Source organism: Pseudomonas sp. efr-133-TYG-103a (assembly GCF_030209235.1).
GTDB lineage: Bacteria > Pseudomonadota > Gammaproteobacteria > Pseudomonadales > Pseudomonadaceae > Aquipseudomonas.
This window is the reverse complement of the sequence record NZ_JARVSK010000019.1, coordinates 138,402-158,289: the sequence shown is the minus strand read 5'-3', so window position 1 is coordinate 158,289 and position 19,888 is coordinate 138,402. Positions and strand designations below refer to the sequence as shown.

Below are 19,888 nucleotides of genomic sequence, written 5' to 3'. Positions count from 1 at the left end.
CACGGGAAGGGACACAGGCCGCAACTCCCGATCAATCGCCATTGCCCAGCCGGACGCAATCTTGAATAATCGCCGGCTTGAGAATCACTCGCAGACGCCAATGAATCCCGCCAGCATTCAACGCCCCAGCATACTCGCCATCGAGGACGATCCTGTGCTCGGTGCTTTCGTGCACGATCAATTGCACCGCTGCGGCTTTCAGGTCACCTGGTGCCAGGATGGCGCGGAGGGGCTGGACCGTGCGCAGCGTCAGCCCTTCGACGTCGTGCTCATGGATATTCTGCTGCCGGGCATGAACGGTCTGGACATCCTGACCCACCTGCGCCGCCGCCATACAACGCCGGTCATCCTCATGTCGGCGCTGGGCGCGGAGGCGGATCGCATCAGCGGTTTTCGCAACGGCGCCGACGATTATCTGCCCAAGCCCTTCAGCGTCGACGAGCTGCGGGTACGCATCGAAGCGATCCTGCGCCGGGTGAACCTTGAGCGCCGCTTTCAGACCCCGACGCCCTCGCCACAGGTCTTGGCCGACGAGCCCGACGCCGATGCGCTGTCGTTCGACGAAGGCTTGAGCGACGTGCGTTTCGAGGGCAAGCCGGCGCAACTCACGCGCAGCGAATACCGCTTGCTGGAAACCTTGTGGCGCAACCCCGAAGACGTGCTCAGCAAGCCATTCCTTTATCAGCATGTGTTGCAGCGCGGCTATTCACAGCATGACCGCAGCCTGGACATGCACATCAGCCAGATCCGCCGCAAACTCAAGGCCGTCGGTTATCAAGCGCGCGAGGTGCGTACCGTCTGGGGCAAGGGCTACGTGCTGACAGCGGCCGCACCCGATGCGTGAATCCGGTAATCGCCTCCCCGGTCGCCATTCGCTGTTCTGGAAACTGGTGTTTCTGCTGGTCGCCTTTTGCCTGCTGATGATCTGGCTGAGCTGGTATTGGGGCCGTTACATCGAGAATCAGAACGCCTACCTCAGTCACGAAGCGCGCAATGTACTCAACCGCTACGCCGCCGAAGCGGGGCAGGCCTGGCGTACGGGGCAGCGACAGGGCATCGATGCATGGCTGGATGAGATCAGGCATCACGAACAGGGCTGGGTCGGCGTCATCGGCAACGATCTGCAATCGTTGAGCAGCACGCCGCTGAGCGGCAGTGAGATGCAGCGCCTGACGTTCATGCGCGGTGTCGACTGGCCGATGAGCGCCCGACAGAAGACCGCCCCGTGGTTGAAGATCGCCTTCCCGGATGCCCCTCAGGCGGGCAGTCTGGTCATCGAGTTGCCCGCGCGCTTCAAGCCCGGTCGGCACGCGCTGATCTGGCAGATGCTCACCAATGTCCTGATCCCGGCGCTGTTCACGTTGCTGCTGTGCGTCGGGCTGTATCGGCTGCTGATTCGCCCGCTCAACCAGCTGCGCGAGCAGGCCAATGCCTGGCGTGCGGACCGATTGTCCAACCGGCTGTCGCCGCAGATGACCTCACGCCGTGACGAACTGGGTGAGCTGAATCGTGCATTCGATCACATGGCCGCGCGGTTGCAGTCCACCGTGCAGATTCAGCAGCAGTTGCTGCGCGACCTTTCTCACGAATTGCGCACGCCCCTGAGCCGCCTGAAAGTCGCCTGCGACAGCGACCAGACGCTGCCGGAACTGCGCGAGCGATTGAACCGCGAAGTGGACGGCATGCGCCGTCTGGTCGATGACACCTTGCACCTGGCGTGGCTGGACGCCGAGCGCGAGAAACTGCCCAGCGAAGACATTCAAGTGCTGGCGCTGTGGGACATGCTGGTGGACAACGCCTGCTTCGAGAGCTGCTGGCCGTCGCGACAGCTGCGCTGCGATCTGGACAGCGATTGCTGGGTCAGCGGCGACCTCAACACGCTGGCTCAGGCGCTGGAAAATATCCTGCGCAACGCGATCCGGCATTCTCCGCCGCAGGGTGTCGTGCAACTGAGCGGCAGGCGGCAAGGCGAGGACTGGCTGCTGTGGCTGGAGGATCAGGGCGGCGGTGTGGACGACAATGATCTGGAACGGATCTTTGCGCCCTTCATCCGCCTGGACGGTGCCCGACCGGGTCACGGCGGTTTCGGCCTGGGCCTGAGCATCGCACGCAACTCCCTGCGCCTGCAGGGCGGCGACATGTGGGCAGAAAACACCGCCCAAGGGCTGCGAATGACCATGCGCCTGCCCGCCCGAGAAGTCGAAGCACTCGTCTGAATCGCCGCAATGCGGTAAGAGCGCGCTGAGTCGCGAAGGCTGACTGTCTGGCAAAGGATCTCCAGCGGACATACCGGCCTCTTCGTGAGCAAGGTCACTCCCACAGGTTCGAGGGCGCTCAATGATTTCCCAGCACGCCGCAATGCTGTAAGAGCGCGCTGGGTCGCAAAGGCTGACTGTCTGGCAATGGATCTCCAGCGGACATACCGGCCTCTTCGTGAGCAAGCTCACTCCCACAGGTTCGAGGGCGCTCAATGATTTCCCAGCACGCCGCAATTCTGTAGGAGCGCGCTTGCCCGCGAAGACTGACTTTCAGCCGCCGGATCCCCGACGGACACACCGGATCACGCGCCCACAGAGTGAACACGATGGCATCGCCGTCCCGCCCTGGATCGGCCGCTTATTCCATTTCGCCCTATCGAACTCACTTTGCGTGATATGGGCTTGGGGCGATTGCCGGTATGATAGGCGACCCCCGCATGTCTGGATCGCGAACACGCCATGACCCTGCAGTATCCAACCATCGCCGATTGCATCGGCAACACCCCGCTGGTGCGTCTGCAACGCATGGCCGGGAACACCAGCAATACATTGCTGCTCAAGCTTGAAGGCAACAACCCGGCTGGCTCTGTGAAAGACCGACCGGCGCTGTCGATGATCACCCGTGCCGAGTTGCGCGGGCAGATTCATTCCGGCGACACCCTGATCGAAGCGACTTCCGGCAACACCGGCATTGCCCTGGCCATGGCGGCCGCCATCAAGGGCTACCGCATGATCCTGATCATGCCCGATAACTCCAGCGCCGAACGCAAGGCGGCCATGACCGCTTACGGCGCCGAGCTGATCCTGGTCAGCAAGGAAGAGGGTATGGAAGGCGCCCGCGATCTGGCCGAGCGCATGCAGGCCGAAGGTCGCGGCAAGGTGCTCGACCAGTTCGCCAATGGCGATAACCCTGAAGCGCACTATGTCGGCACCGGCCCGGAAATCTGGCAGCAGACGGGCGGCACCATCACCCATTTCGTCAGCTCCATGGGTACCACCGGCACCATCATGGGCACCTCGCGTTACCTGAAGGAACAGAACCCCGACATCCAGATCGTCGGCCTGCAGCCGATGGACGGGTCGGCGATTCCGGGCATTCGTCGCTGGCCGCAGGAATACCTGCCGAAGATCTATCAGGCCGATCGCGTCGACCGCATCATGGACATGGCCCAGAGCGAGGCCGAAGACGTCATGCGTCGTCTGGCGCGCGAAGAAGGCATCTTCTGTGGCGTATCGTCCGGCGGCGCCGTGGCCGGCATGCTGCGTCTGTCTCAGGAAGTCGAAAACGCGGTCATGGTCGCGATCATCTGTGACCGTGGCGACCGTTACCTGTCGACCGGTGTCTACGATGCGCCCAACTGATGGCCAAGCGTGACTCAGGCCTGCGTTTCCAGCCCAGCGGCGGCACACGGACAACGCAGGTCCCGACCGGTAAAAAACAACGTCTGAAGATCGAGCGGCTGGCCAATGACGGCCGTGGCATCGGTTTCGTTGAAGGCCGGACCTGGTTTGTCGCCGGCAGTCTGGCGGCTGAGGAAGTCGAGGCGCGCGTGTTGGGCGCCCATGGCAAGGTCGTTGAAGCGCGTACCGAACGCGTGTTTCAGGCAAGCCCGTTACGTCGGCCCGCGCCGTGCAAGCATTTCGGCCGCTGTGGCGGTTGCAGCGTGCAGCAAATGCCCCACGACGAACAACTCGCCCTGAAACAGCGCATGCTCGCCGAGCAGTTAAGTCGCGTGGCAGGTGTGGAGCCTGAAGAGTGGGCCGCCCCTCTGACCGGTGATGAATTTGCCTACCGTCGCCGCGCGCGCATCGCCGTTCGGTGGGACGTGCGCAGCAAACAGCTGGACGTCGGTTTCCGTGCTGCCTCGAGCCAGGACATCATCGCCATCGAAGAATGTCCGGTGCTGGTACAGGCCTTGCAACCGATCATGACGGCGTTACCGGCCATGCTGCGGAGTCTGGGCAAGCCGCAGGCGCTCGGGCATGTCGAGTTATTCAGTGGGTCGGCCAATGCGCTGCTGTTGCGTCACACCGCGCCACTGGCGGAAAACGACCTTGCGACGCTCAAGGCATTTTGTGATGCCCACGGTGCGCAACTGTGGTTGCATGGCGAAGGTGAGCCGCAGCCTGTGGACCCATCGGCAGCGCTGGGCTATCCCTTGGCGCCGTGGAACCTTGCGCTGGCTTATCGTCCGGGCGACTTTGTGCAGGTCAACGCACAGGTCAATACGGCGATGATCAGCCAGGCGCTGGACTGGCTCGAGCCTCGTGCCGATGAACGAGTGCTGGACTTGTTCTGCGGGCTTGGTAATTTCGCTTTACCGCTGGCCCTCAAGTCGCGCGAAGTCGTGGCAGTGGAGGGCGTGGAGACGATGGTTCAACGCGCCACGGGCAACGCGGCGAGCAATGATTTGCATAATGTGAAGTTTTATCAGGCGGATCTGTCGCAGCCGCTGGACAAGGCGGCCTGGGTGGCGGAAGGTTTCCGCGCGGTACTGCTCGATCCTCCCCGTGACGGGGCGCTCGAAGTGGTGCGAAACCTCAAGGCCCTGGGTGCTGAACGGTTACTTTATGTGTCGTGCAACCCGGCAACTTTGGCGCGCGACACGGTCGAATTGATCAGGCAGGGCTACCGATTAAAACGTGCCGGAATTCTCGATATGTTTCCGCAGACTGCGCATGTCGAGGCGATGGCGTTATTTGAAGCGAGTAAGTGAGGCCTCAGGCTCAGGGAATCGAGTCAGCGCTTCACACGGAGTCTCGTTTAATCCGACTGGCCCGCGCACGCGCCCTTGCATGGCCCGCAAGGCGTATGCGCTTCAAGAAGGCTGGCGACTGATGGCGCATTTCATCGCGCCGTAGGGAAGGTAAGCAACATGGTACAGGTGAGAGCACACCAGCCGATAAACACAGACGGCAGTATCAATCTCGACGCATGGCTTGATCATGTGGTCAGCGTCGACCTCGCAGTGGACCGACAGGCGTTGAAAGAGGCCTGTGAATTTGCCCGGCAGGCCGAGCAGCAGGACAACGCCGCCAAGAATCTCTGGGCGGAAGGCACGTCGAGTTTTCAGACGGGCCTGGAAATCGCCGAAATCCTGGCCGATCTCAAACTCGATCAGGATTCTCTCATCGCCGCCGTGATCTATCGCGGCGTGCGCGAAGGCAAGATTCCCTTGCCCGATGTCAGCCAGCGTTTCGGCCCGACGGTGGCCAAGCTGATCGATGGCGTGCTGCGCATGGCCGCGATCAGCGCCAGCCTCAGCCCACGCCAGTCGCTGGTGCTCGGCACTCAGGCGCAGGTCGAAAACCTGCGCAAGATGCTGGTTGCGATGGTGGACGACGTTCGCGTCGCCCTGATCAAGCTGGCCGAGCGCACCTGCGCCATCCGGGCAGTGAAAAACACCGACGACGAGAAGCGCAACCGGGTTGCCAGGGAAGTCTTCGACATCTATGCGCCGCTGGCCCATCGTCTGGGCATCGGCCACATCAAGTGGGAGCTGGAGGACCTGTCCTTCCGCTACCTGGAGCCGGAGCAGTACAAGCAGATCGCCAAACTGCTGCATGAGCGCCGCCTCGATCGTGAGCGTTTCATCACCGATGTCATGTCGCAGCTGCAAAACGAGCTGCTGGCGACCGGGGTCAAGGCCGACATCAGCGGGCGTGCGAAACACATCTATTCGATCTGGCGCAAAATGCAGCGAAAAGGTCTGGAATTCAGCCAGATCTACGACGTTCGTGCCGTTCGCGTGCTGGTGCCCGAGATGCGCGACTGCTACACCGCCCTCGGCATCGTTCATACCCTGTGGCGCCACATTCCCAAGGAGTTCGACGACTACATCGCCAACCCCAAGGAGAACGGCTATCGCTCGCTGCACACGGCGGTGATCGGCCCTGAAGGCAAGGTGCTGGAGGTGCAGATCCGCACCCACGCCATGCATGAGGAGGCCGAGCTGGGCGTCTGTGCTCACTGGCGTTACAAGGGCACTGACGTCAAATCCAGCTCCAATCATTACGAAGAGAAAATCTCCTGGCTGCGTCAGGTCCTCGAATGGCATGAAGAGCTGGGCGATATCGGCGGTCTGGCCGAGCAACTGCGCGTCGACATCGAGCCGGATCGCGTCTATGTGTTCACGCCTGATGGCCACGCCATCGACCTGCCCAAAGGCGCGACGCCGCTGGACTTCGCCTATCGCGTGCACACCGAAATCGGCCACAACTGCCGCGGCGCCAAAATCAACGGTCGCATCGTGCCGCTCAACTACAGCCTGCAGACCGGCGAGCAGGTCGAGATCATCACCAGCAAGCACGGCACGCCGAGCCGCGACTGGCTGAACTCGAACCTGGGTTACATCACCACGTCGCGGGCGCGGGCGAAGATTGTTCACTGGTTCAAACTGCAAGCGCGCGATCAGAACGTCGCGGCCGGTAAAGTCTTGCTCGAACGCGAGCTGGCGCGCCTGGCGCTGCCGCAGGTGGACTTCGACAAGCTGGCTGAAAAGGCCAACATGAAGATCGCCGAAGACATGTTCGCGGCGCTCGGCGCCGGCGATCTGCGTCTCGCGCAGCTGGTCAACCTTGCTCAGCAACTGGTCGAGCCCGAGCGTGGCAACGAGCAACTGGAGCTGATTCCGCGCAAGGCGTCCGGGTACAAGCCGGGCAAGCGCGGCGACATCCAGATTCAGGGCGTCGGCAATCTGATGACGCAAATGGCCGGCTGCTGCCAGCCGCTGCCGGGCGATGCGATCGTCGGTTACATCACGCAGGGGCGCGGCGTCAGCATCCACCGTCAGGATTGCGCCTCGGTGCTGCAACTGGGCGGGCGCGAGCCCGAGCGGATCATCCAGGTCAGTTGGGGCCCGGTGCCGGTGCTCACTTATCCGGTGGACATCATCATCCGCGCCTACGACCGATCCGGTCTGTTGCGGGACGTCTCTCAGGTGCTGCTCAACGAGCGCATCAACGTGCTGGCGGTCAACACCCGCTCGAACAAGGAAGACAACACCGCCCTGATGTCCCTGACCATCGAAATCCCGGGCCTGGATGCGCTGGGCCGGTTGTTGGGGCGCATCTCGCAATTGCCGAACATCATCGAGACGCGGCGTAACAGAACGCCGTGACCCTGTAGGAACGCGCTTGCCCGCGGACGCGTCGTGCCTGTGACGACTATGTCGACGACACACCGCAATCGCGGGCAGGCGCGCTCCTACAGGCTTCGATGCTGCTGATGGGATAACTATGTACAAACTCCAAGACTTGCTCACGCTCATGGCCCGGCTGCGCGACCCGCAATACGGGTGCCCGTGGGACGTCAAGCAGAACTACGCGACCATCGTGCCGCACACCCTCGAAGAGGCTTACGAAGTGGCCGACGCCATCGAGCGCGGGGATTTCGATGATCTGCGAGGTGAGTTGGGCGATCTGCTGTTTCAGGTGGTGTATTACTGCCAGCTGGCGCGCGAAGAAGGCCGGTTCGAGTTCGATGCCGTGGTCGACGGGATCACGCGCAAGTTGATCAGGCGCCATCCCCACGTGTTTCCGACCGGTGATCTTTATGCGCCTCTGGAAACGCCGCGCCTCAGTGAAGAGCAGGTCAAGCATCGCTGGGAGGAGATCAAGGCCCAGGAGCGGGCCGAGAAAGCGCATGTGCCGGAGCAGCTGTCTTTGCTCGATGATGTCCCCAACGTACTGCCTGCATTGTCGCGCGCCGGCAAGTTGCAAAAGCGCGCCGCGCAAGTGGGTTTCGACTGGCCCGACGCGTTGCCGGTGGTCGATAAAGTGCGCGAGGAACTCGACGAGGTGCTCGAAGCGATGGCCGACAACGACCCGGCCGCGATCAGCGACGAGATCGGCGATCTGCTGTTTGTGGTGGTCAATCTGGCCCGCCATCTGAAGGTAGACCCCGAAAATGCCCTGCGCGCTGCCAACAGCAAGTTCGAGCGACGTTTCCGATTTATCGAACAGGCCTTGCGCGATGCCCGTCGGCCCATTGAAGATTGCAGTCTTGAAGAGATGGACGCGCTCTGGGGCGAAGCCAAGCGTCAGGAAAAGAACACGCCCAACTGCGGTTGAGCTGACTGTTTAGAAAGAGAAGTCAGAGAGAGAAAACACATGGCGGGTATTTCCCTTCGTGACCAGTTGCTCAAGGCAGGTCTGGTCAACGAAAAACAGGCCAAGCAGGCCGCCAAGAGCAAGCAGAAAGAACAGCGTCTGGTGCACAAGGGGCAGGCCGTCGCCGACGATGCCGCCCAGCGCGCCGCGCAGGAAGCGATGGCCGAGAAAGCCAGGCGCGACCAGGAACTGAATCGTCAGCAACAGGAAAAGGCCGAGCAGAAAGCTCGCACCGCGCAGGTCAAGCAACTGATCGAAGCGACCCGTCTGCCCAAGCTGACCACCGAGGATTACTACAACTTCGTCGACGACAAGAAGGTCAAGCGCCTGTCGGTCAACGCGCTGATGCGCAGCAAGCTCAGCAACGGGTCGCTGGCCATCGTCCATCATGGCGGCACTTACGAGGTCATCCCGCGCGAGGCGGCGCTCAAGGTTCAGGAGCGCGATCCGCGGCGCATCGTCTTGTTGAGCGAGCCGACTGAAGAGCCGGATGGCGATGATCCGTATGCCGCCTACAAGATCCCTGACGATCTGATGTGGTAAAGCCTGAAACGACAAAACCCGCCGAGGCGGGTTTTGTCTTGTTGCGATTCCGTTATTGCGAGTTGCTCGCTGCCTTCTTGGCTTCCAGTTCCGCGAGCTCTGCTGCGTAACGCTGTGCGTCCGATTCGTGGTGAAACATCCCTACCAACTGGTCTTGCTGGCGAACATCCCAGATTTGAATGCCATCCGCGATGCTTTCGTGGGAGATGTGGGCGTCGTCGCGTTCAGTAACAGTTACCGTCATAGTGAAAACTCCTGACTCTTTGATATCTGCGGCAGGACGTCGCAGTGGTTCCTTTATAGGATTTGGTAGCTTGCTAAGTAAATGAGCGATTCCAGTAAGAGTTTTTTACCGATTCGGTAACAGTTGCTAACTGGTTGTTTTAACTGGGATGCGGCGTTTTGTCGCACTCGTTTGGAGGGCGTGAAGAAAGTTTCATGTTCGGTTGGGGAACAGGGGTGCGCTGATGAATTGGCGGTCGAGGTTTGTTCTGAGGTCTGAGGAGCGGGGGCATGTGCAGCCGCGGAGGGCCTGGCGAAATTGAGTCGATTGGTTTTGCTACCGCTGCGCGGCAGTTCGCGGGACAAGCCACGCTCCTACACGATCAGCGTCGCGCTGAAGATGTGTGGTTGATGGTAGGAACGCGCTTACCCGCGATCTCCTGACATCCGACGCCTTCCCGGCTAAAGCCGGTCCTGCGAAAAGCTTGCAGTGTCTGTAGGACCGGCTTCAGCCGGGAAGGGGCCGGTGCATCCTGAGGAAATGCATCGGTTGAAAATCAGGCTTCGAGGGCGCGCTCCTACACGATCAGCGTCGCGCTGAGGATGTGTGACGGGCATCGAACCGGTGGGAGTGAGCTTGCTCACGAAGGCAATATTCCAGTCACCCTCGCAGTGCCTGAGATGCCGTATCGCGGACAAGCCGCGCTCCTACAGGGTCAGCGTCGCGCTGAAGATGTGTGAACGGGCATCGAACCGGTGGGAGTGAGCTTGCTCACGAAGGCAATTTTCCAGTCGCCCTCGCAGTGCCTGAGATGCCGCATCGCTGCTAGCGCGCTGCTACTGAATCAGTGCCGCAGTGCTTGAGCGATTAGCCTTGGCTGATCCGAAACCGATCCAATAAAAAACCCCGCCAGTTGGCGGGGTTTCGGGAGGGCGGGGCTTGGGTCAGCTGCCTTTTACAGCTTTACCGTTCACCGAGCCTTCCTGCAGCATGATGTTGTACTCCTTGCCATCGGTTTCGACCTGCTGCAGGCGAACCAGCAGATAGTCGTAATCCTTGGCAAACCACATCACCGTGATGCGCTTGTTCTGCGTTGGATCGCGCACGCGTTCGACCTTGATGGCATCGACCGAGCCGACCTTGGTGTCGACCTTCTCGGTGCCCAGTACGCGGAAGTCGTAGGTGTCGACTTCATCGCCATCCACGACCTGGTAGGTCATGCTCTTCTTGCCTGCCGCCACGTCATGCTGCAGGGCCAGTTGATACGTGGACTTGTCGAGGACGCCGGTGTTCAGCGGGATTTTCACCGCATCGTTACGATCGGTCCCGGTGATGAACTTGGTCGGCCAGTCGAAAACCAGATCCACTGTCTTGCTTTTGCCAAGGCCACCACGTTCGAAGTGGTAGGTCTGCGGCAGCAACTGGTCCTTGTCGACCTTGAGGGTGCTCACTTCGGTCAGGCTGGCGATCATCATCGAAGCCTTGAAACTCAGGGTCCAGCTGCCGTTGGCGTTCTTTTCCAGGCTGCGTGTGGCACTGCCGCCGCCCACGGGCAGCTGTTTGAAGTCAGCGGTGTAGCTGGCGGAGAAAGGTTGAAGGTCTGCCGCGTTGACCGCAGGGAGCGCGAACAGAGCGAGAGCGAAGAGCAGAGCGCGACGCATAATATCTCCTGTCTTGGATTAGAGGGCCGGAATCAGGTGGCCGCTGGGTCCCAGTGGCTGGCCGTTCAATGATGCGCCATGTTCGCCGAGGGTCAATCGTCCTTCTGCGAACCAGCGAATGGCCAGTGGATAAATCAGATGTTCCTGGGTGTGAACCTTTTGCGCCAGTGTGGCAGGCGTGTCATGCGACTCTACCGAAACGACAGCTTGTACGACCAGAGGCCCCCCATCGAGTTCCTCGGTCACGAAGTGCACGCTGCAGCCGTGTTCGGCATCGCCAGCTTCCAGTACGCGCTGGTGCGTATGCAAGCCTTTATACAGGGGAAGGAGCGAGGGGTGAATGTTCAGCAGCCGGCCATGGTAGTGACGCACGAAGCCAGGTGTGAGGATTCGCATGAAGCCGGCAAGGACAACGAGCCCGGGCGTGAAGGTGTCGATCAGCTCGATCAGCGCGGCGTCGAAGGCCTCCCGGCCTTCATAGCCCTGATGGTCGAGGACGCGGGTTTCGATGCCCGCCTTCCTCGCGCGCTCCAGCCCGTAGGCATCGGCGCGGTTGGACACCACCGCGCGGATACGGGCCGGGCTCGAGTCTTCCTGAAAGCTGTCGATCATCGCTTGCAGGTTACCGCCGGTGCCGGACAGCAGCACCACCACATCACAGGGTTGAGGCATGTCAGGCATCAATGTGCCTTGAGGTTCTTCAGCTCGACTTGAGCGGCGCCTGGCGCAGCAGTGCCGATCTGGCCGATGACCCAAGGCTGTTCGCCCGCGTCACGCAGCGCTTTGAGGGAAGCTTCGACGTGCTCCTGAGCCACGCAGATGACCATGCCGACGCCGCAGTTCAGAACGCGGTGCATTTCGTGCTCGTCGACGTTGCCCTTTTCTTGCAGCCAGTCGAACACCGCTGGACGGGTCCAGCTGGCGACGTCGACGACGGCCTGAGCGCCTTCAGGCAGTACGCGCGGGATGTTGTCCAGCAGACCGCCGCCGGTGATGTGGGCCATGGCTTTGACTGCGCCAGTGTCCTTGATCAGCTTGAGCAGCTGCTTGACGTAGATGCGCGTCGGCGCCATCAGCAGGTCGGTCAGTGGCTTGCCGTCCAGCTGGATGGATTCGATGTCAGCGCCCGATACTTCGATGATCTTGCGGATCAGCGAGTAGCCGTTGGAGTGCGGGCCGGAGGATGGCAGGGCGAGCAGGGCATCGCCCGCCTGGACCTTGGAGCCGTCGATAATGTCGGCTTTTTCCACGACGCCGACGCAGAAGCCGGCCAGATCGTAGTCTTCGCCTTCGTACATGCCAGGCATTTCAGCGGTTTCGCCGCCGACCAGCGAGCAGCCCGCCAGTTCGCAGCCTGCGCCGATGCCGGTGACCACCTGGGCGGCGGTGTCGACGTTCAGTTTGCCGGTGGCGTAGTAGTCGAGGAAGAACAGGGGTTCTGCGCCGCACACCACCAGGTCGTTCACGCACATGGCGACCAGGTCGATGCCGATGCTGTCGTGTTTGTTCAGGTTCAGCGCCAGGCGCAGCTTGGTGCCCACGCCGTCAGTGCCGCTGACCAGTACCGGCTGCTTGTAGCCCGCCGGAATTTCGCACAGAGCGCCGAAGCCCCCCAGGCCGCCCATGACTTCCGGGCGCTTGGTGCGCTTGGCGACGCTCTTGATGCGTTCGACCAATGCTTCACCGGCGTCGATGTCTACACCGGCGTCTTTGTAGCTCAGGGAGGGTTGCTTGCTCATGATCCAGGCCTTTAGGGGGGATTCGGGGTAACGACCGAGTGGGAACGGCTCGTGGCCGTGTCATCGCCGGTCTGCGAAGGCGCGCGATTTTATCAGGATTGGCTTCAAGCGGCCATCCTTGGGCCGACGGGCAGGGCCATGATGAAGAAAAAATAACCCGATTGCAGGCATCGCGGGGGCTGTCGGGGCTGGCCCGTTCGTCGGCAGCTATATAAGGTGTAAGTTCTTCGCCAGAGTGAGCGATTCGCGCCAACCTGCGGTCTGAGTCGTGCCAGACATTTTCACGCAGCTGTCCATACGCTGCCATTTGCCCATCGGGAATTTTCCATGCTTCCACCTTCATTCATGCGCCTGAAGAAATGCCTGTTCGTGGGCTGTCTGTCTCTGATCAGCCTGCCGGCGCTGGCCGAGACCGTGACCAACCTGTATCAGGTTCGCGAGCCCGTCAGCGGTCAGACCCCGGACGAGAAAACCCGCGCCACCCAGGCGGCCCTCGAGACCCTGGTGATTCGCCTGACCGGTGACGGCAAGGCCGCGCAAGGCCCGGGACTTGCCGACGTGCGCAAGGATCCGCAGCAGATCATCAGTCAATATGGCTACGACGCAGGGCCGCCCGAGACCTTGCAGGTCGATTTCGACCCGGCCAGTACCGACCGCGCATTGCGTCAGGCGGGGCTGTCATTGTGGGGCTCCAATCGCCCGGTAATCATGGCCTGGTGGCTGAACGATGCCACCGACGGCGCCAATCTGGTAGGCGACGGGCAGTCCTCTGCCGAACCGTTGCGCCGCGCCGCGCAGCACCGGGGTCTGCCGCTGCGTCTGCCGCTGGCGGACCTTGCCGAACAGGGCATTGGCAACGCGAAGACGCTGGATGGCAACGATGTGAAGCCTCTCAAGGAGGCGTCCGAGCGTTACGGTTCTGACGCGATTCTTGCCGTGCACGCGCAGGAAAATGGCGGTCAGTGGCAAGGCAAGTGGCATCTGTGGCTGGGCGACAAGATGGAGCAGGGCAGCGCGTCGGGAGCGAGTTCCGCAGAGTTGGCCGATGCGGTGCTGCTGGCGGTGAGTCAGCGTCTGGCGCCGCGTTTCGTGGTCAAGCCGGGCGCGTCATCCGGCATGGCGCTGGACGTGCAGGGCATGAATCTGGAGCGTTACGCGCAGCTGCTGCGCTTGCTGGAACCTTTCGGCGGGCGCCTCAAATCGGTGGAGGGGGATCGCGTGGTGTTCGATGTCAGCGGCAGTGCGGACCAGTTGCGCTCGCAATTGTCCCTCGCAAAATTGCAGGAGGTGCTGGAGAGTGAAGTGGCCAGCGCGCCGGTCAACGCTGCACAGCCGCCGGTTGACGGCCCGACCCCAACGGCCCAGCCGCCAGTTGTTTCCGCGCCTGCATTGCACTTCCGCTGGTGAGCGGGTTCATAACGACGTTGCACGATGTACATCATCCGGGGTTAAGGGGCAGTAATGACTGATACGCGTCGTTGGTTCTGGCTGGGCGGGGTTGTCCTGCTCTGTCTGTTTATAGGGTTGCTGCACGCGATTCTGACGCCTTTTCTGGTGGCGCTGCTGCTGGCGTACATGGGCGATCCGCTGGCGGACCGGCTGGAAAAGCTGAAGATGTCGCGCACGCTCAGCGTGGTGACGGTGTTTGTGCTGTTCACGCTGATCTTCATGGGCTTGCTGCTGGTGCTGGTGCCCATGCTCGCCAAGCAGCTGTATCGCCTGTATGAACTGGCGCCACAGATCCTCGACTGGCTGCAGCACACGGCACTGCCCTGGACGCAGGCCAAACTGGGTCTGGCGGACGGTTTCTGGAAGTTCGACAAGGTCAAGGCGGCCATTTCCGAGCACATGGGGCAGACGGGCGATATCGTCGGCATCGTGCTGGCGCAGGCCACGACCTCGACGCTTGCGCTGATCGGCTGGCTGACCAATCTGGTCCTCATTCCGGTGGTTTGCTTCTACTTGCTGCGCGACTGGGACGTGATGATGGCCAAGGTGCGCAGCCTGTTGCCGCGTCATCGCGAGAAGAAGATCGTCGCACTGGCGGACGAATGCCACGAAGTGCTCGGCGCGTTCATTCGCGGGCAGTTGCTGGTGATGGTCGCGCTGGGCGTGATCTACGCCGCAGGGCTGATGCTGGTCGGACTGGAGCTGGGTCTGTTGATCGGTGTCATCGCCGGGCTGGCGGCGATCGTGCCTTATATGGGCTTCGTGATCGGGATCGGGTCGGCCATCCTGGCGGGCCTCTTCCAGTTCGGCGGTGATCTGTATCCGATGCTGGGCATCATCGCGGTGTTCATGGTCGGACAGGCGCTGGAGGGTATGGTGCTGACGCCGCTGCTGGTGGGCGATCGTATCGGCCTGCATCCGGTGGCGGTCATCTTCGCCATTCTGGCGGGCGGCGAGCTGTTCGGCTTCACCGGCATCCTGCTGGCCTTGCCGGTGGCGGCAGTGATCATGGTGCTGGTGCGTCATGTCCACGATCTGTACAAGGATTCGGATATTTATGGCGGGATGGAAGATCCTGATCTCTGACCGTCAAGTGGGAGCCATGATCCCTGTCGCTCGCGAATGTGGCAGACGAGTCACGCCAGGTGCGCTGACGCGGCCCATTCGTGAGCAAGCGGGGCTCCACAGATTTTTGGGCTCGGCCTTCCCCGGAAGGCGGCCCGTAATCACGGATAAATGCCTGACTTTCGCAGGCAATCCGCGGCCTGGCCGGGTGCAGACGCAACCCTTTGATTTTGCAGGCGGTCTGGCGCATTGTGCGGCCCGGCCTGCGGGTATAAACTTTGCAGACTTTACACAGAGGCCCCTTGGCGGTTCGTCATGAACCGTTCAGCCAGCATGAAACCAGTTCAGCTGCCCCTGAGTGTGCGTCTGCGTGATGACGCCACCTTCATCAATTACTATCCAGGCGCCAATGCCGCTGCACTCGGCTACGTCGAGCGGCTGTGCGAAGCCGACGCCGGGTGGACCGAAAGCCTCATCTATCTCTGGGGCAAGCACGGAGTAGGGCGCACGCACCTGTTGCAGGCCGCGTGTCTGCGCTTTGAGCAACTGGGCGAGCCAGCGGTGTACCTGCCGATGGCTGAAGTGATTGATGAAGGCGTCGAGCTGTTCGACCATCTGGAGCAGTACGAACTGGTCTGTCTGGACGATCTGCAGGCCGTGGTCGGCAAGCCGGAGTGGGAAGAAGCCCTGTTTCACCTGTTCAACCGCTTGCGCGACAGTGGCCGGCGCCTGCTGATCGCAGCGTCCTGTTCTCCTCGCGAACTGCCGGTCAAACTGGCCGATCTCAAATCCCGACTGACCATGGCGCTGGTGTTCCAGATGCGTCTGCTGTCGGATGAAGAGAAGCTCCGCGCCCTGCAATTGCGTGCCTCCCGGCGTGGGCTGCACCTGACCGATGAAGTCGGCCATTTTATCCTGACCCGCGGTACGCGGAGCATGAGCGCGCTGTTCGACCTGCTCGAACAGCTCGATCAGGCCTCGCTTCAAGCGCAGCGCAAGTTGACCATTCCTTTCCTTAAAGAGACGCTTGGCTGGTGAGCCAGACGGCGGTCGATCCAGCCCTCGTGCTGCAAACCGCAGCGGCTCTGCGTCACGCCAGAAGAATTCTGATCATCACCGGCGCGGGGTTATCCGCCGATTCCGGTCTGCCGACCTATCGGGGTGTCGGCGGTCTTTATAACGGCCAGACCGACGACGGCCTGCCGATTGAAATGGCGTTATCCGGGCCGATGCTGCGACGTGATCCTGCGTTGTGCTGGAAGTACATTGCCCAATTAGGCAGCGCTTGCCTGACCGGGCAACCCAATGCGGCGCACTATGCCATCGCACAATTGCAGCGGTACAAGCCCGAATGCTGGGTGCTGACACAAAATGTTGACGGTTATCATCGTGCCGCGGGCAGTCCACCGGAACGGCTTATCGAAATTCATGGGCAAATGGCACCGCTGTATTGCCAGTCCTGCGGGGCGGAAGATCCGCAGCTGAGTGCCCATCTAGAGCGACCGCTGCCACCGCTGTGCGCGCAATGCCACGGCGTCCTGAGGCCGCCGGTCGTCTTGTTCGAAGAAATGCTGCCAGAGCTGGCATTGAAAATGCTGTACGAAGAGATGGCAAAAGGCTTCGATGCTGTACTCAGCATTGGAACCACCGCCAGCTTCCCGTATATTCACGAGCCGATGTTGCGCACGAGGGTCACGGGAGGCTTTACCGCCGAGATCAACCCGTCGCCCACCGATCACTCCGATCACATGGATGCGTTTCTGAGGTGTAGAGCCTTAGATGTGATGGAGGACATCGTAAGTCACATTTGTTTCGATTGAATTTGCAAATGATGACGATAGAAGGCATAGTCTCGGCTTCTTTACATATTAGCCACGGTCGTGCCCATGCTAAATCGCTTCGCACCCCTCGTGCCTCTCGCACTCGTTTCGCTGTTGTTCGGCTGCGCGGCCCAGATGCCAGCGTCGCAACAACAGTCGCAGAGCCCGCAATTCAAGGACTCCGCAACCGCACAGACCGCCGCCAAGCGTGCTGATTATTCGTCTTCCGTGCTGGACGACGAGATCGCTACCGAAGATGAGCTGGCCCAGTTCTCCGACAACAAGCCGTACCAGTTGCCGGTTCTGGCCGACAGCATCCTGGAACGCGGCAAGTCGCTGATAGGGACCCGCTATCGTTTCGGCGGTACCTCGACCACTTCCGGTTTCGACTGCAGCGGTTTCATCGGTTATCTGTTCCGCGAAGAAGCCGGCATGAGCCTGCCTCGTTCTTCTCGTGAAATGATCAACATCGACGCGCCTCTGGTCAAACGCAACGACCTCAAGCCGGGCGATCTGTTGTTCTTCAGCACGGCCGGTCGCGGTCGCGTCAGCCACGCGGGCATTTACCTGGGGGATGATCAGTTCATTCACTCCAGCAGTCGTCGCAGTGGCGGTGTCCGTGTAGACAGTCTTGACGACGCCTACTGGGCCCGGACGTTCATCGAAGCCAAGCGCGCGCTGGCCATGGCACCTTCCAAGGTTCCAGAAACCACGACCGCCATGACCTCGACTACAATCAAGCGCCAACACCGGTAGCAGGGGCCGCAGCACCCCCTGCTTTGGCGTGCAACCGGGGAATCCCTGATTGCACGCAACGCCGGCTCCCGGCAAAGTAAGCCGCATCCCGCAAAGGTTGTTGTGTTTATGTCGTTTACGGTTCGCCTGGCTGTTGCTTCAATGGCTGCATTGCTGGCCGCTTGTTCCAGCAATCCACCGCCATCTCCTCCAAAGGTCGTTTCCAGGCCTGTCGTTTCCGCTCCCGCGCAGTTTTCTTCTCCTCTTGCAGATGACGTTTTGCTACGTGCCATCGGGCTCGTCGGCACGCCGTATCGCTGGGGCGGCAATACGCCGGATTCGGGGTTCGATTGCAGCGGCCTGATCGGCTACGTGTATCAGGGCGCGGCGGGAATCACGCTGCCACGCTCGACGCGTGACATGATCAATCTGCGCGGGCCAAACATCGATCGCAGCGAGCTGCAGACCGGCGATCTGGTGTTTTTCGCCACCGGCGGCGGGTCGAATGTCAGCCATGCCGGGATTTACGTGGGAGAAGGGCGCTTCGTGCACGCGCCAGCCACCGGCGGCACGGTCAAGCTGGACAGTCTCGACAAGCCGTATTGGCAGAAAGCCTGGCTCAATGCCAAGCGCGTGATTCAGCCCTCGAACCTCGCCCGCCAGTAGTTACGCGATTCCTGTGGGAGCCGGCTTGCTGGCGATCGCGGTGTGCCATGTGACACTCAAGTGTCTGACCCTCCGCCTGCCTTGTAGGAGCGCGCTTGCCCGCGATTGCGGCGTGTCAGTCGATATTTCCGGTCCAGACATACCGCCATCGCGGGCAAGCGCGCTCCTACAGGTCTGATGTCAATTGGAAGCCTGCGCCGTGCGCGCGGCTGTCACGCGCCAGATCTTGTTGCCGACGTCATCGGCCACCAACACGCCGCCCTTATTGTCGTTGACCACTCCCACCGGCCGGCCCTGCGCTTTTTCGTCCGCGTTGAGAAAGCCGGTCAGCAGGTCGACCGGTGTACCGCTCGGCTTGCCGTCCTTGAAGGGAACGAACAGGACTTTATAACCACTGTGCGGTTTGCGGTTCCATGAGCCATGTTGCCCGACGAACAGCCCTTCATTGAACGGCGCGGGCAGGGATTTCCCGTCAGCAAACGCGAGGCCGAGCGAGGCTGTGTGCGGGCCGACGGCGAAATCAGGCGCGATGGCCTTCTGCACCAGCTCCGGATTCTGCGGCGTGACCCGCACATCCACATGCTGGCCGTAGTAACTGAACGGCCAGCCGTAAAACGCACCGTCCTGCACCGACGTCACGTAGTCGGGCACCAGGTCGCTGCCGATTTCGTCACGTTCGTTGACTGCCGTCCACAGCTTGCCGGTGTGCGGTTCCCAGTCCATGCCGTTGGGGTTGCGCAATCCTGAGGCGAAAATCCGGTGGTTACCCGTCGCGGCATCCACCTCCCAGATCGCTGCGCGGCCTTTTTCGGCGTCCAGACCGTTTTCCGCCACGTTACTGTTGGAGCCAACGGTCACGTACAGCTTGCTGCCGTCTTTGCTGGCGATCACGTTTTTGGTCCAGTGATGATTCAGCGTACCCCCAGGCAGGTCGGTGACTTTCAGCGGCTCGCCCTTGATCGATGTCTCGCCGGGGACATAGTTGAAGCGCAGCAGGCGATCGGTGTCCGCCACGTAAAAATTGTTGCCGACCAGCGTCATGCCGAATGGTGAATTCAGATGATCGATGAACACAGTGCGGGTCTCCGCGACGCCGTCGTGGTCGTTGTCGCGCAACAGGGTGATTCGGTTAGCACTCGGGACACCTGCGCCTGCGCGGCCCATGACTTTTTTCATCACCCAGCCACGGATGCCCTTGCCGTCGTCGGGTTTGGGCGGCTCGTTGGTCTCGGCGACCAGCACGTCACCGTTGGGCAGCACGTAGAGCCAGCGCGGGTGATCAAGGTTCTCCGCGAACGCCGCCACTTGTGTCCCGGGTGCCGCGGCGGGCTTGGCACCGGCTGGCCAGCCGACGGCCGGGGCGATGTTGACGGTGGGGATCAAGGTCTTGTTCGGCTCTGGCAGGCGGGGTGATGGCCCCGTCCCGTCGGACACCTGCAATCGGGACGACTCGCCACAAGCGGCGAGGCCGCCTGCAACTATCAGTAAAACCACAGCATGGGGCCTGAGCGTGAACATGATCGATCTCCCTTTCATGGCAGTCATGCAAGCGCATGTCTATGAGTAGAGGCGCGCCTGTGCGCGGGGTTCAACCGGCCGGCGGATGCCGAGTCGATTG

Annotated in this window: 18 protein-coding genes; 13 read left to right on the top strand and 5 right to left on the bottom strand. The window is 61.5% G+C overall.

The genetic code is table 11. From position 1 onward, the window contains the following. The first annotated feature begins 100 nt into the window (after nt 1-100). From QRN36_RS17090 to QRN36_RS17060, 7 genes are all read left to right on the top strand, one after another. Nucleotides 101-844, top strand: coding sequence for a response regulator transcription factor (locus QRN36_RS17090; protein WP_285425220.1), 744 nt, complete (start codon nt 101-103; stop codon nt 842-844). Next, a complete protein-coding gene (locus tag QRN36_RS17085; protein WP_285425132.1) occupies nt 837-2,216 on the top strand; it encodes a sensor histidine kinase in 1,380 nt (459 codons plus the stop codon). The genes QRN36_RS17090 and QRN36_RS17085 overlap by 8 nt, the downstream gene beginning before the upstream one ends. Before the next feature lie 501 nt (nt 2,217-2,717). Continuing rightward, nucleotides 2,718-3,620, top strand: a complete 903-nt coding sequence (cysM, locus tag QRN36_RS17080; RefSeq protein ID WP_285425131.1) for a cysteine synthase CysM — start codon at nt 2,718-2,720, stop codon at nt 3,618-3,620. After that, the gene (gene rlmD, locus QRN36_RS17075) at nt 3,620-4,975 is read left to right on the top strand and encodes a 23S rRNA (uracil(1939)-C(5))-methyltransferase RlmD (protein ID WP_285425130.1); all 1,356 of its coding nucleotides are present in this window, start codon (nt 3,620-3,622) and stop codon (nt 4,973-4,975) included. The genes cysM and rlmD overlap by 1 nt, the downstream gene beginning before the upstream one ends. A gap of 159 nt (nt 4,976-5,134) precedes the next feature. After that, nucleotides 5,135-7,378 (top strand): GTP diphosphokinase, encoded by a 2,244-nt coding sequence (gene relA / locus QRN36_RS17070; protein ID WP_285425129.1) that lies wholly within the window; start codon nt 5,135-5,137, stop codon nt 7,376-7,378. A 118-nt stretch (nt 7,379-7,496) separates the two neighbouring features. Further along, complete coding sequence (mazG, locus tag QRN36_RS17065; protein WP_285425128.1) at nt 7,497-8,330, top strand: nucleoside triphosphate pyrophosphohydrolase; 834 nt, start codon at nt 7,497-7,499, stop codon at nt 8,328-8,330. Nucleotides 8,331-8,369: 39 nt separating this feature from the next. Next, nucleotides 8,370-8,912 carry a DUF2058 domain-containing protein gene (locus tag QRN36_RS17060; protein WP_285425127.1) on the top strand — a complete coding sequence of 181 codons (543 nt, stop codon included), beginning with the start codon at nt 8,370-8,372 and terminating at the stop codon, nt 8,910-8,912. Between the two features lie 52 nt (nt 8,913-8,964). On the opposite strand, the gene QRN36_RS17055 is transcribed toward QRN36_RS17060, so the two are convergent. The 4 genes from QRN36_RS17055 to purM form a co-directional block, all read right to left on the bottom strand. After that, nucleotides 8,965-9,156, bottom strand: coding sequence for a hypothetical protein (locus QRN36_RS17055; RefSeq protein ID WP_062380056.1), 192 nt, complete (start codon nt 9,154-9,156; stop codon nt 8,965-8,967). 923 nt (nt 9,157-10,079) lie between these two features. Beyond that, entirely contained in the window at nt 10,080-10,796 is a 717-nt protein-coding gene (locus tag QRN36_RS17050; RefSeq protein WP_285425126.1) for a DUF3108 domain-containing protein, read from the bottom strand. Between the two features lie 18 nt (nt 10,797-10,814). Further along, a complete protein-coding gene (gene purN / locus QRN36_RS17045) occupies nt 10,815-11,468 on the bottom strand; it encodes a phosphoribosylglycinamide formyltransferase (protein WP_093462511.1) in 654 nt (217 codons plus the stop codon). 8 nt (nt 11,469-11,476) lie between these two features. Then, nucleotides 11,477-12,535, bottom strand: a complete 1,059-nt coding sequence (gene purM / locus QRN36_RS17040; RefSeq protein ID WP_093460788.1) for a phosphoribosylformylglycinamidine cyclo-ligase — start codon at nt 12,533-12,535, stop codon at nt 11,477-11,479. Nucleotides 12,536-12,880: 345 nt separating this feature from the next. Here purM and QRN36_RS17035 point away from each other — a divergent pair, with 345 nt between their 5' ends. The 6 genes from QRN36_RS17035 to QRN36_RS17010 all read left to right on the top strand — a co-directional run bounded on the left by QRN36_RS17035 (nt 12,881) and on the right by QRN36_RS17010 (nt 18,270). Further along, on the top strand, nt 12,881-13,942 hold the full coding sequence (locus tag QRN36_RS17035; RefSeq protein WP_285425219.1) for a DUF2066 domain-containing protein: 1,062 nt from the start codon (nt 12,881-12,883) through the stop codon (nt 13,940-13,942). A 54-nt stretch (nt 13,943-13,996) separates the two neighbouring features. Continuing rightward, nucleotides 13,997-15,070: an AI-2E family transporter gene (locus QRN36_RS17030; RefSeq protein ID WP_285425125.1), complete on the top strand. Its 1,074-nt coding sequence runs from the start codon at nt 13,997-13,999 to the stop codon at nt 15,068-15,070. A 312-nt stretch (nt 15,071-15,382) separates the two neighbouring features. Next, on the top strand, nt 15,383-16,087 hold the full coding sequence (gene hda / locus QRN36_RS17025; protein ID WP_093460782.1) for a DnaA regulatory inactivator Hda: 705 nt from the start codon (nt 15,383-15,385) through the stop codon (nt 16,085-16,087). Next, a complete protein-coding gene (locus QRN36_RS17020; RefSeq protein WP_285425124.1) occupies nt 16,084-16,869 on the top strand; it encodes an NAD-dependent deacylase in 786 nt (261 codons plus the stop codon). Before hda ends, QRN36_RS17020 begins: the two co-directional genes overlap by 4 nt. A 66-nt stretch (nt 16,870-16,935) precedes the next feature. Continuing rightward, nucleotides 16,936-17,625, top strand: coding sequence for a C40 family peptidase (locus QRN36_RS17015; RefSeq protein ID WP_285425123.1), 690 nt, complete (start codon nt 16,936-16,938; stop codon nt 17,623-17,625). Nucleotides 17,626-17,733: 108 nt separating this feature from the next. Continuing rightward, complete coding sequence (locus tag QRN36_RS17010) at nt 17,734-18,270, top strand: C40 family peptidase (protein WP_285425122.1); 537 nt, start codon at nt 17,734-17,736, stop codon at nt 18,268-18,270. Between the two features lie 180 nt (nt 18,271-18,450). On the opposite strand, the gene QRN36_RS17005 is transcribed toward QRN36_RS17010, so the two are convergent. Further along, the gene (locus QRN36_RS17005; RefSeq protein WP_285425121.1) at nt 18,451-19,788 is read right to left on the bottom strand and encodes a sorbosone dehydrogenase family protein; all 1,338 of its coding nucleotides are present in this window, start codon (nt 19,786-19,788) and stop codon (nt 18,451-18,453) included. Nucleotides 19,789-19,888 lie beyond the last annotated feature (100 nt).

Excerpts from the sequence above, each read along its gene's own strand:
- QRN36_RS17090 (WP_285425220.1), top strand. The coding sequence starts at position 101 with ATGAATCCCGCCAGCATTCAACGCCCCAGCATACTCGCCATCGAGGAC.
- QRN36_RS17085 (WP_285425132.1), top strand. The coding sequence starts at position 837 with ATGCGTGAATCCGGTAATCGCCTCCCCGGTCGCCATTCGCTGTTCTGG.
- cysM (WP_285425131.1), top strand. The coding sequence starts at position 2,718 with ATGACCCTGCAGTATCCAACCATCGCCGATTGCATCGGCAACACCCCG.
- rlmD (WP_285425130.1), top strand. The coding sequence starts at position 3,620 with ATGGCCAAGCGTGACTCAGGCCTGCGTTTCCAGCCCAGCGGCGGCACA.
- relA (WP_285425129.1), top strand. The coding sequence starts at position 5,135 with ATGGTACAGGTGAGAGCACACCAGCCGATAAACACAGACGGCAGTATC.
- mazG (WP_285425128.1), top strand. The coding sequence starts at position 7,497 with ATGTACAAACTCCAAGACTTGCTCACGCTCATGGCCCGGCTGCGCGAC.
- QRN36_RS17060 (WP_285425127.1), top strand. The coding sequence starts at position 8,370 with ATGGCGGGTATTTCCCTTCGTGACCAGTTGCTCAAGGCAGGTCTGGTC.
- QRN36_RS17055 (WP_062380056.1), bottom strand. The coding sequence starts at position 9,156 with ATGACGGTAACTGTTACTGAACGCGACGACGCCCACATCTCCCACGAA.
- QRN36_RS17050 (WP_285425126.1), bottom strand. The coding sequence starts at position 10,796 with ATGCGTCGCGCTCTGCTCTTCGCTCTCGCTCTGTTCGCGCTCCCTGCG.
- purN (WP_093462511.1), bottom strand. The coding sequence starts at position 11,468 with ATGCCTCAACCCTGTGATGTGGTGGTGCTGCTGTCCGGCACCGGCGGT.
- purM (WP_093460788.1), bottom strand. The coding sequence starts at position 12,535 with ATGAGCAAGCAACCCTCCCTGAGCTACAAAGACGCCGGTGTAGACATC.
- QRN36_RS17035 (WP_285425219.1), top strand. The coding sequence starts at position 12,881 with ATGCGCCTGAAGAAATGCCTGTTCGTGGGCTGTCTGTCTCTGATCAGC.
- QRN36_RS17030 (WP_285425125.1), top strand. The coding sequence starts at position 13,997 with ATGACTGATACGCGTCGTTGGTTCTGGCTGGGCGGGGTTGTCCTGCTC.
- hda (WP_093460782.1), top strand. The coding sequence starts at position 15,383 with ATGAAACCAGTTCAGCTGCCCCTGAGTGTGCGTCTGCGTGATGACGCC.
- QRN36_RS17015 (WP_285425123.1), top strand. The coding sequence starts at position 16,936 with ATGCTAAATCGCTTCGCACCCCTCGTGCCTCTCGCACTCGTTTCGCTG.
- QRN36_RS17010 (WP_285425122.1), top strand. The coding sequence starts at position 17,734 with ATGTCGTTTACGGTTCGCCTGGCTGTTGCTTCAATGGCTGCATTGCTG.
- QRN36_RS17005 (WP_285425121.1), bottom strand. The coding sequence starts at position 19,788 with ATGTTCACGCTCAGGCCCCATGCTGTGGTTTTACTGATAGTTGCAGGC.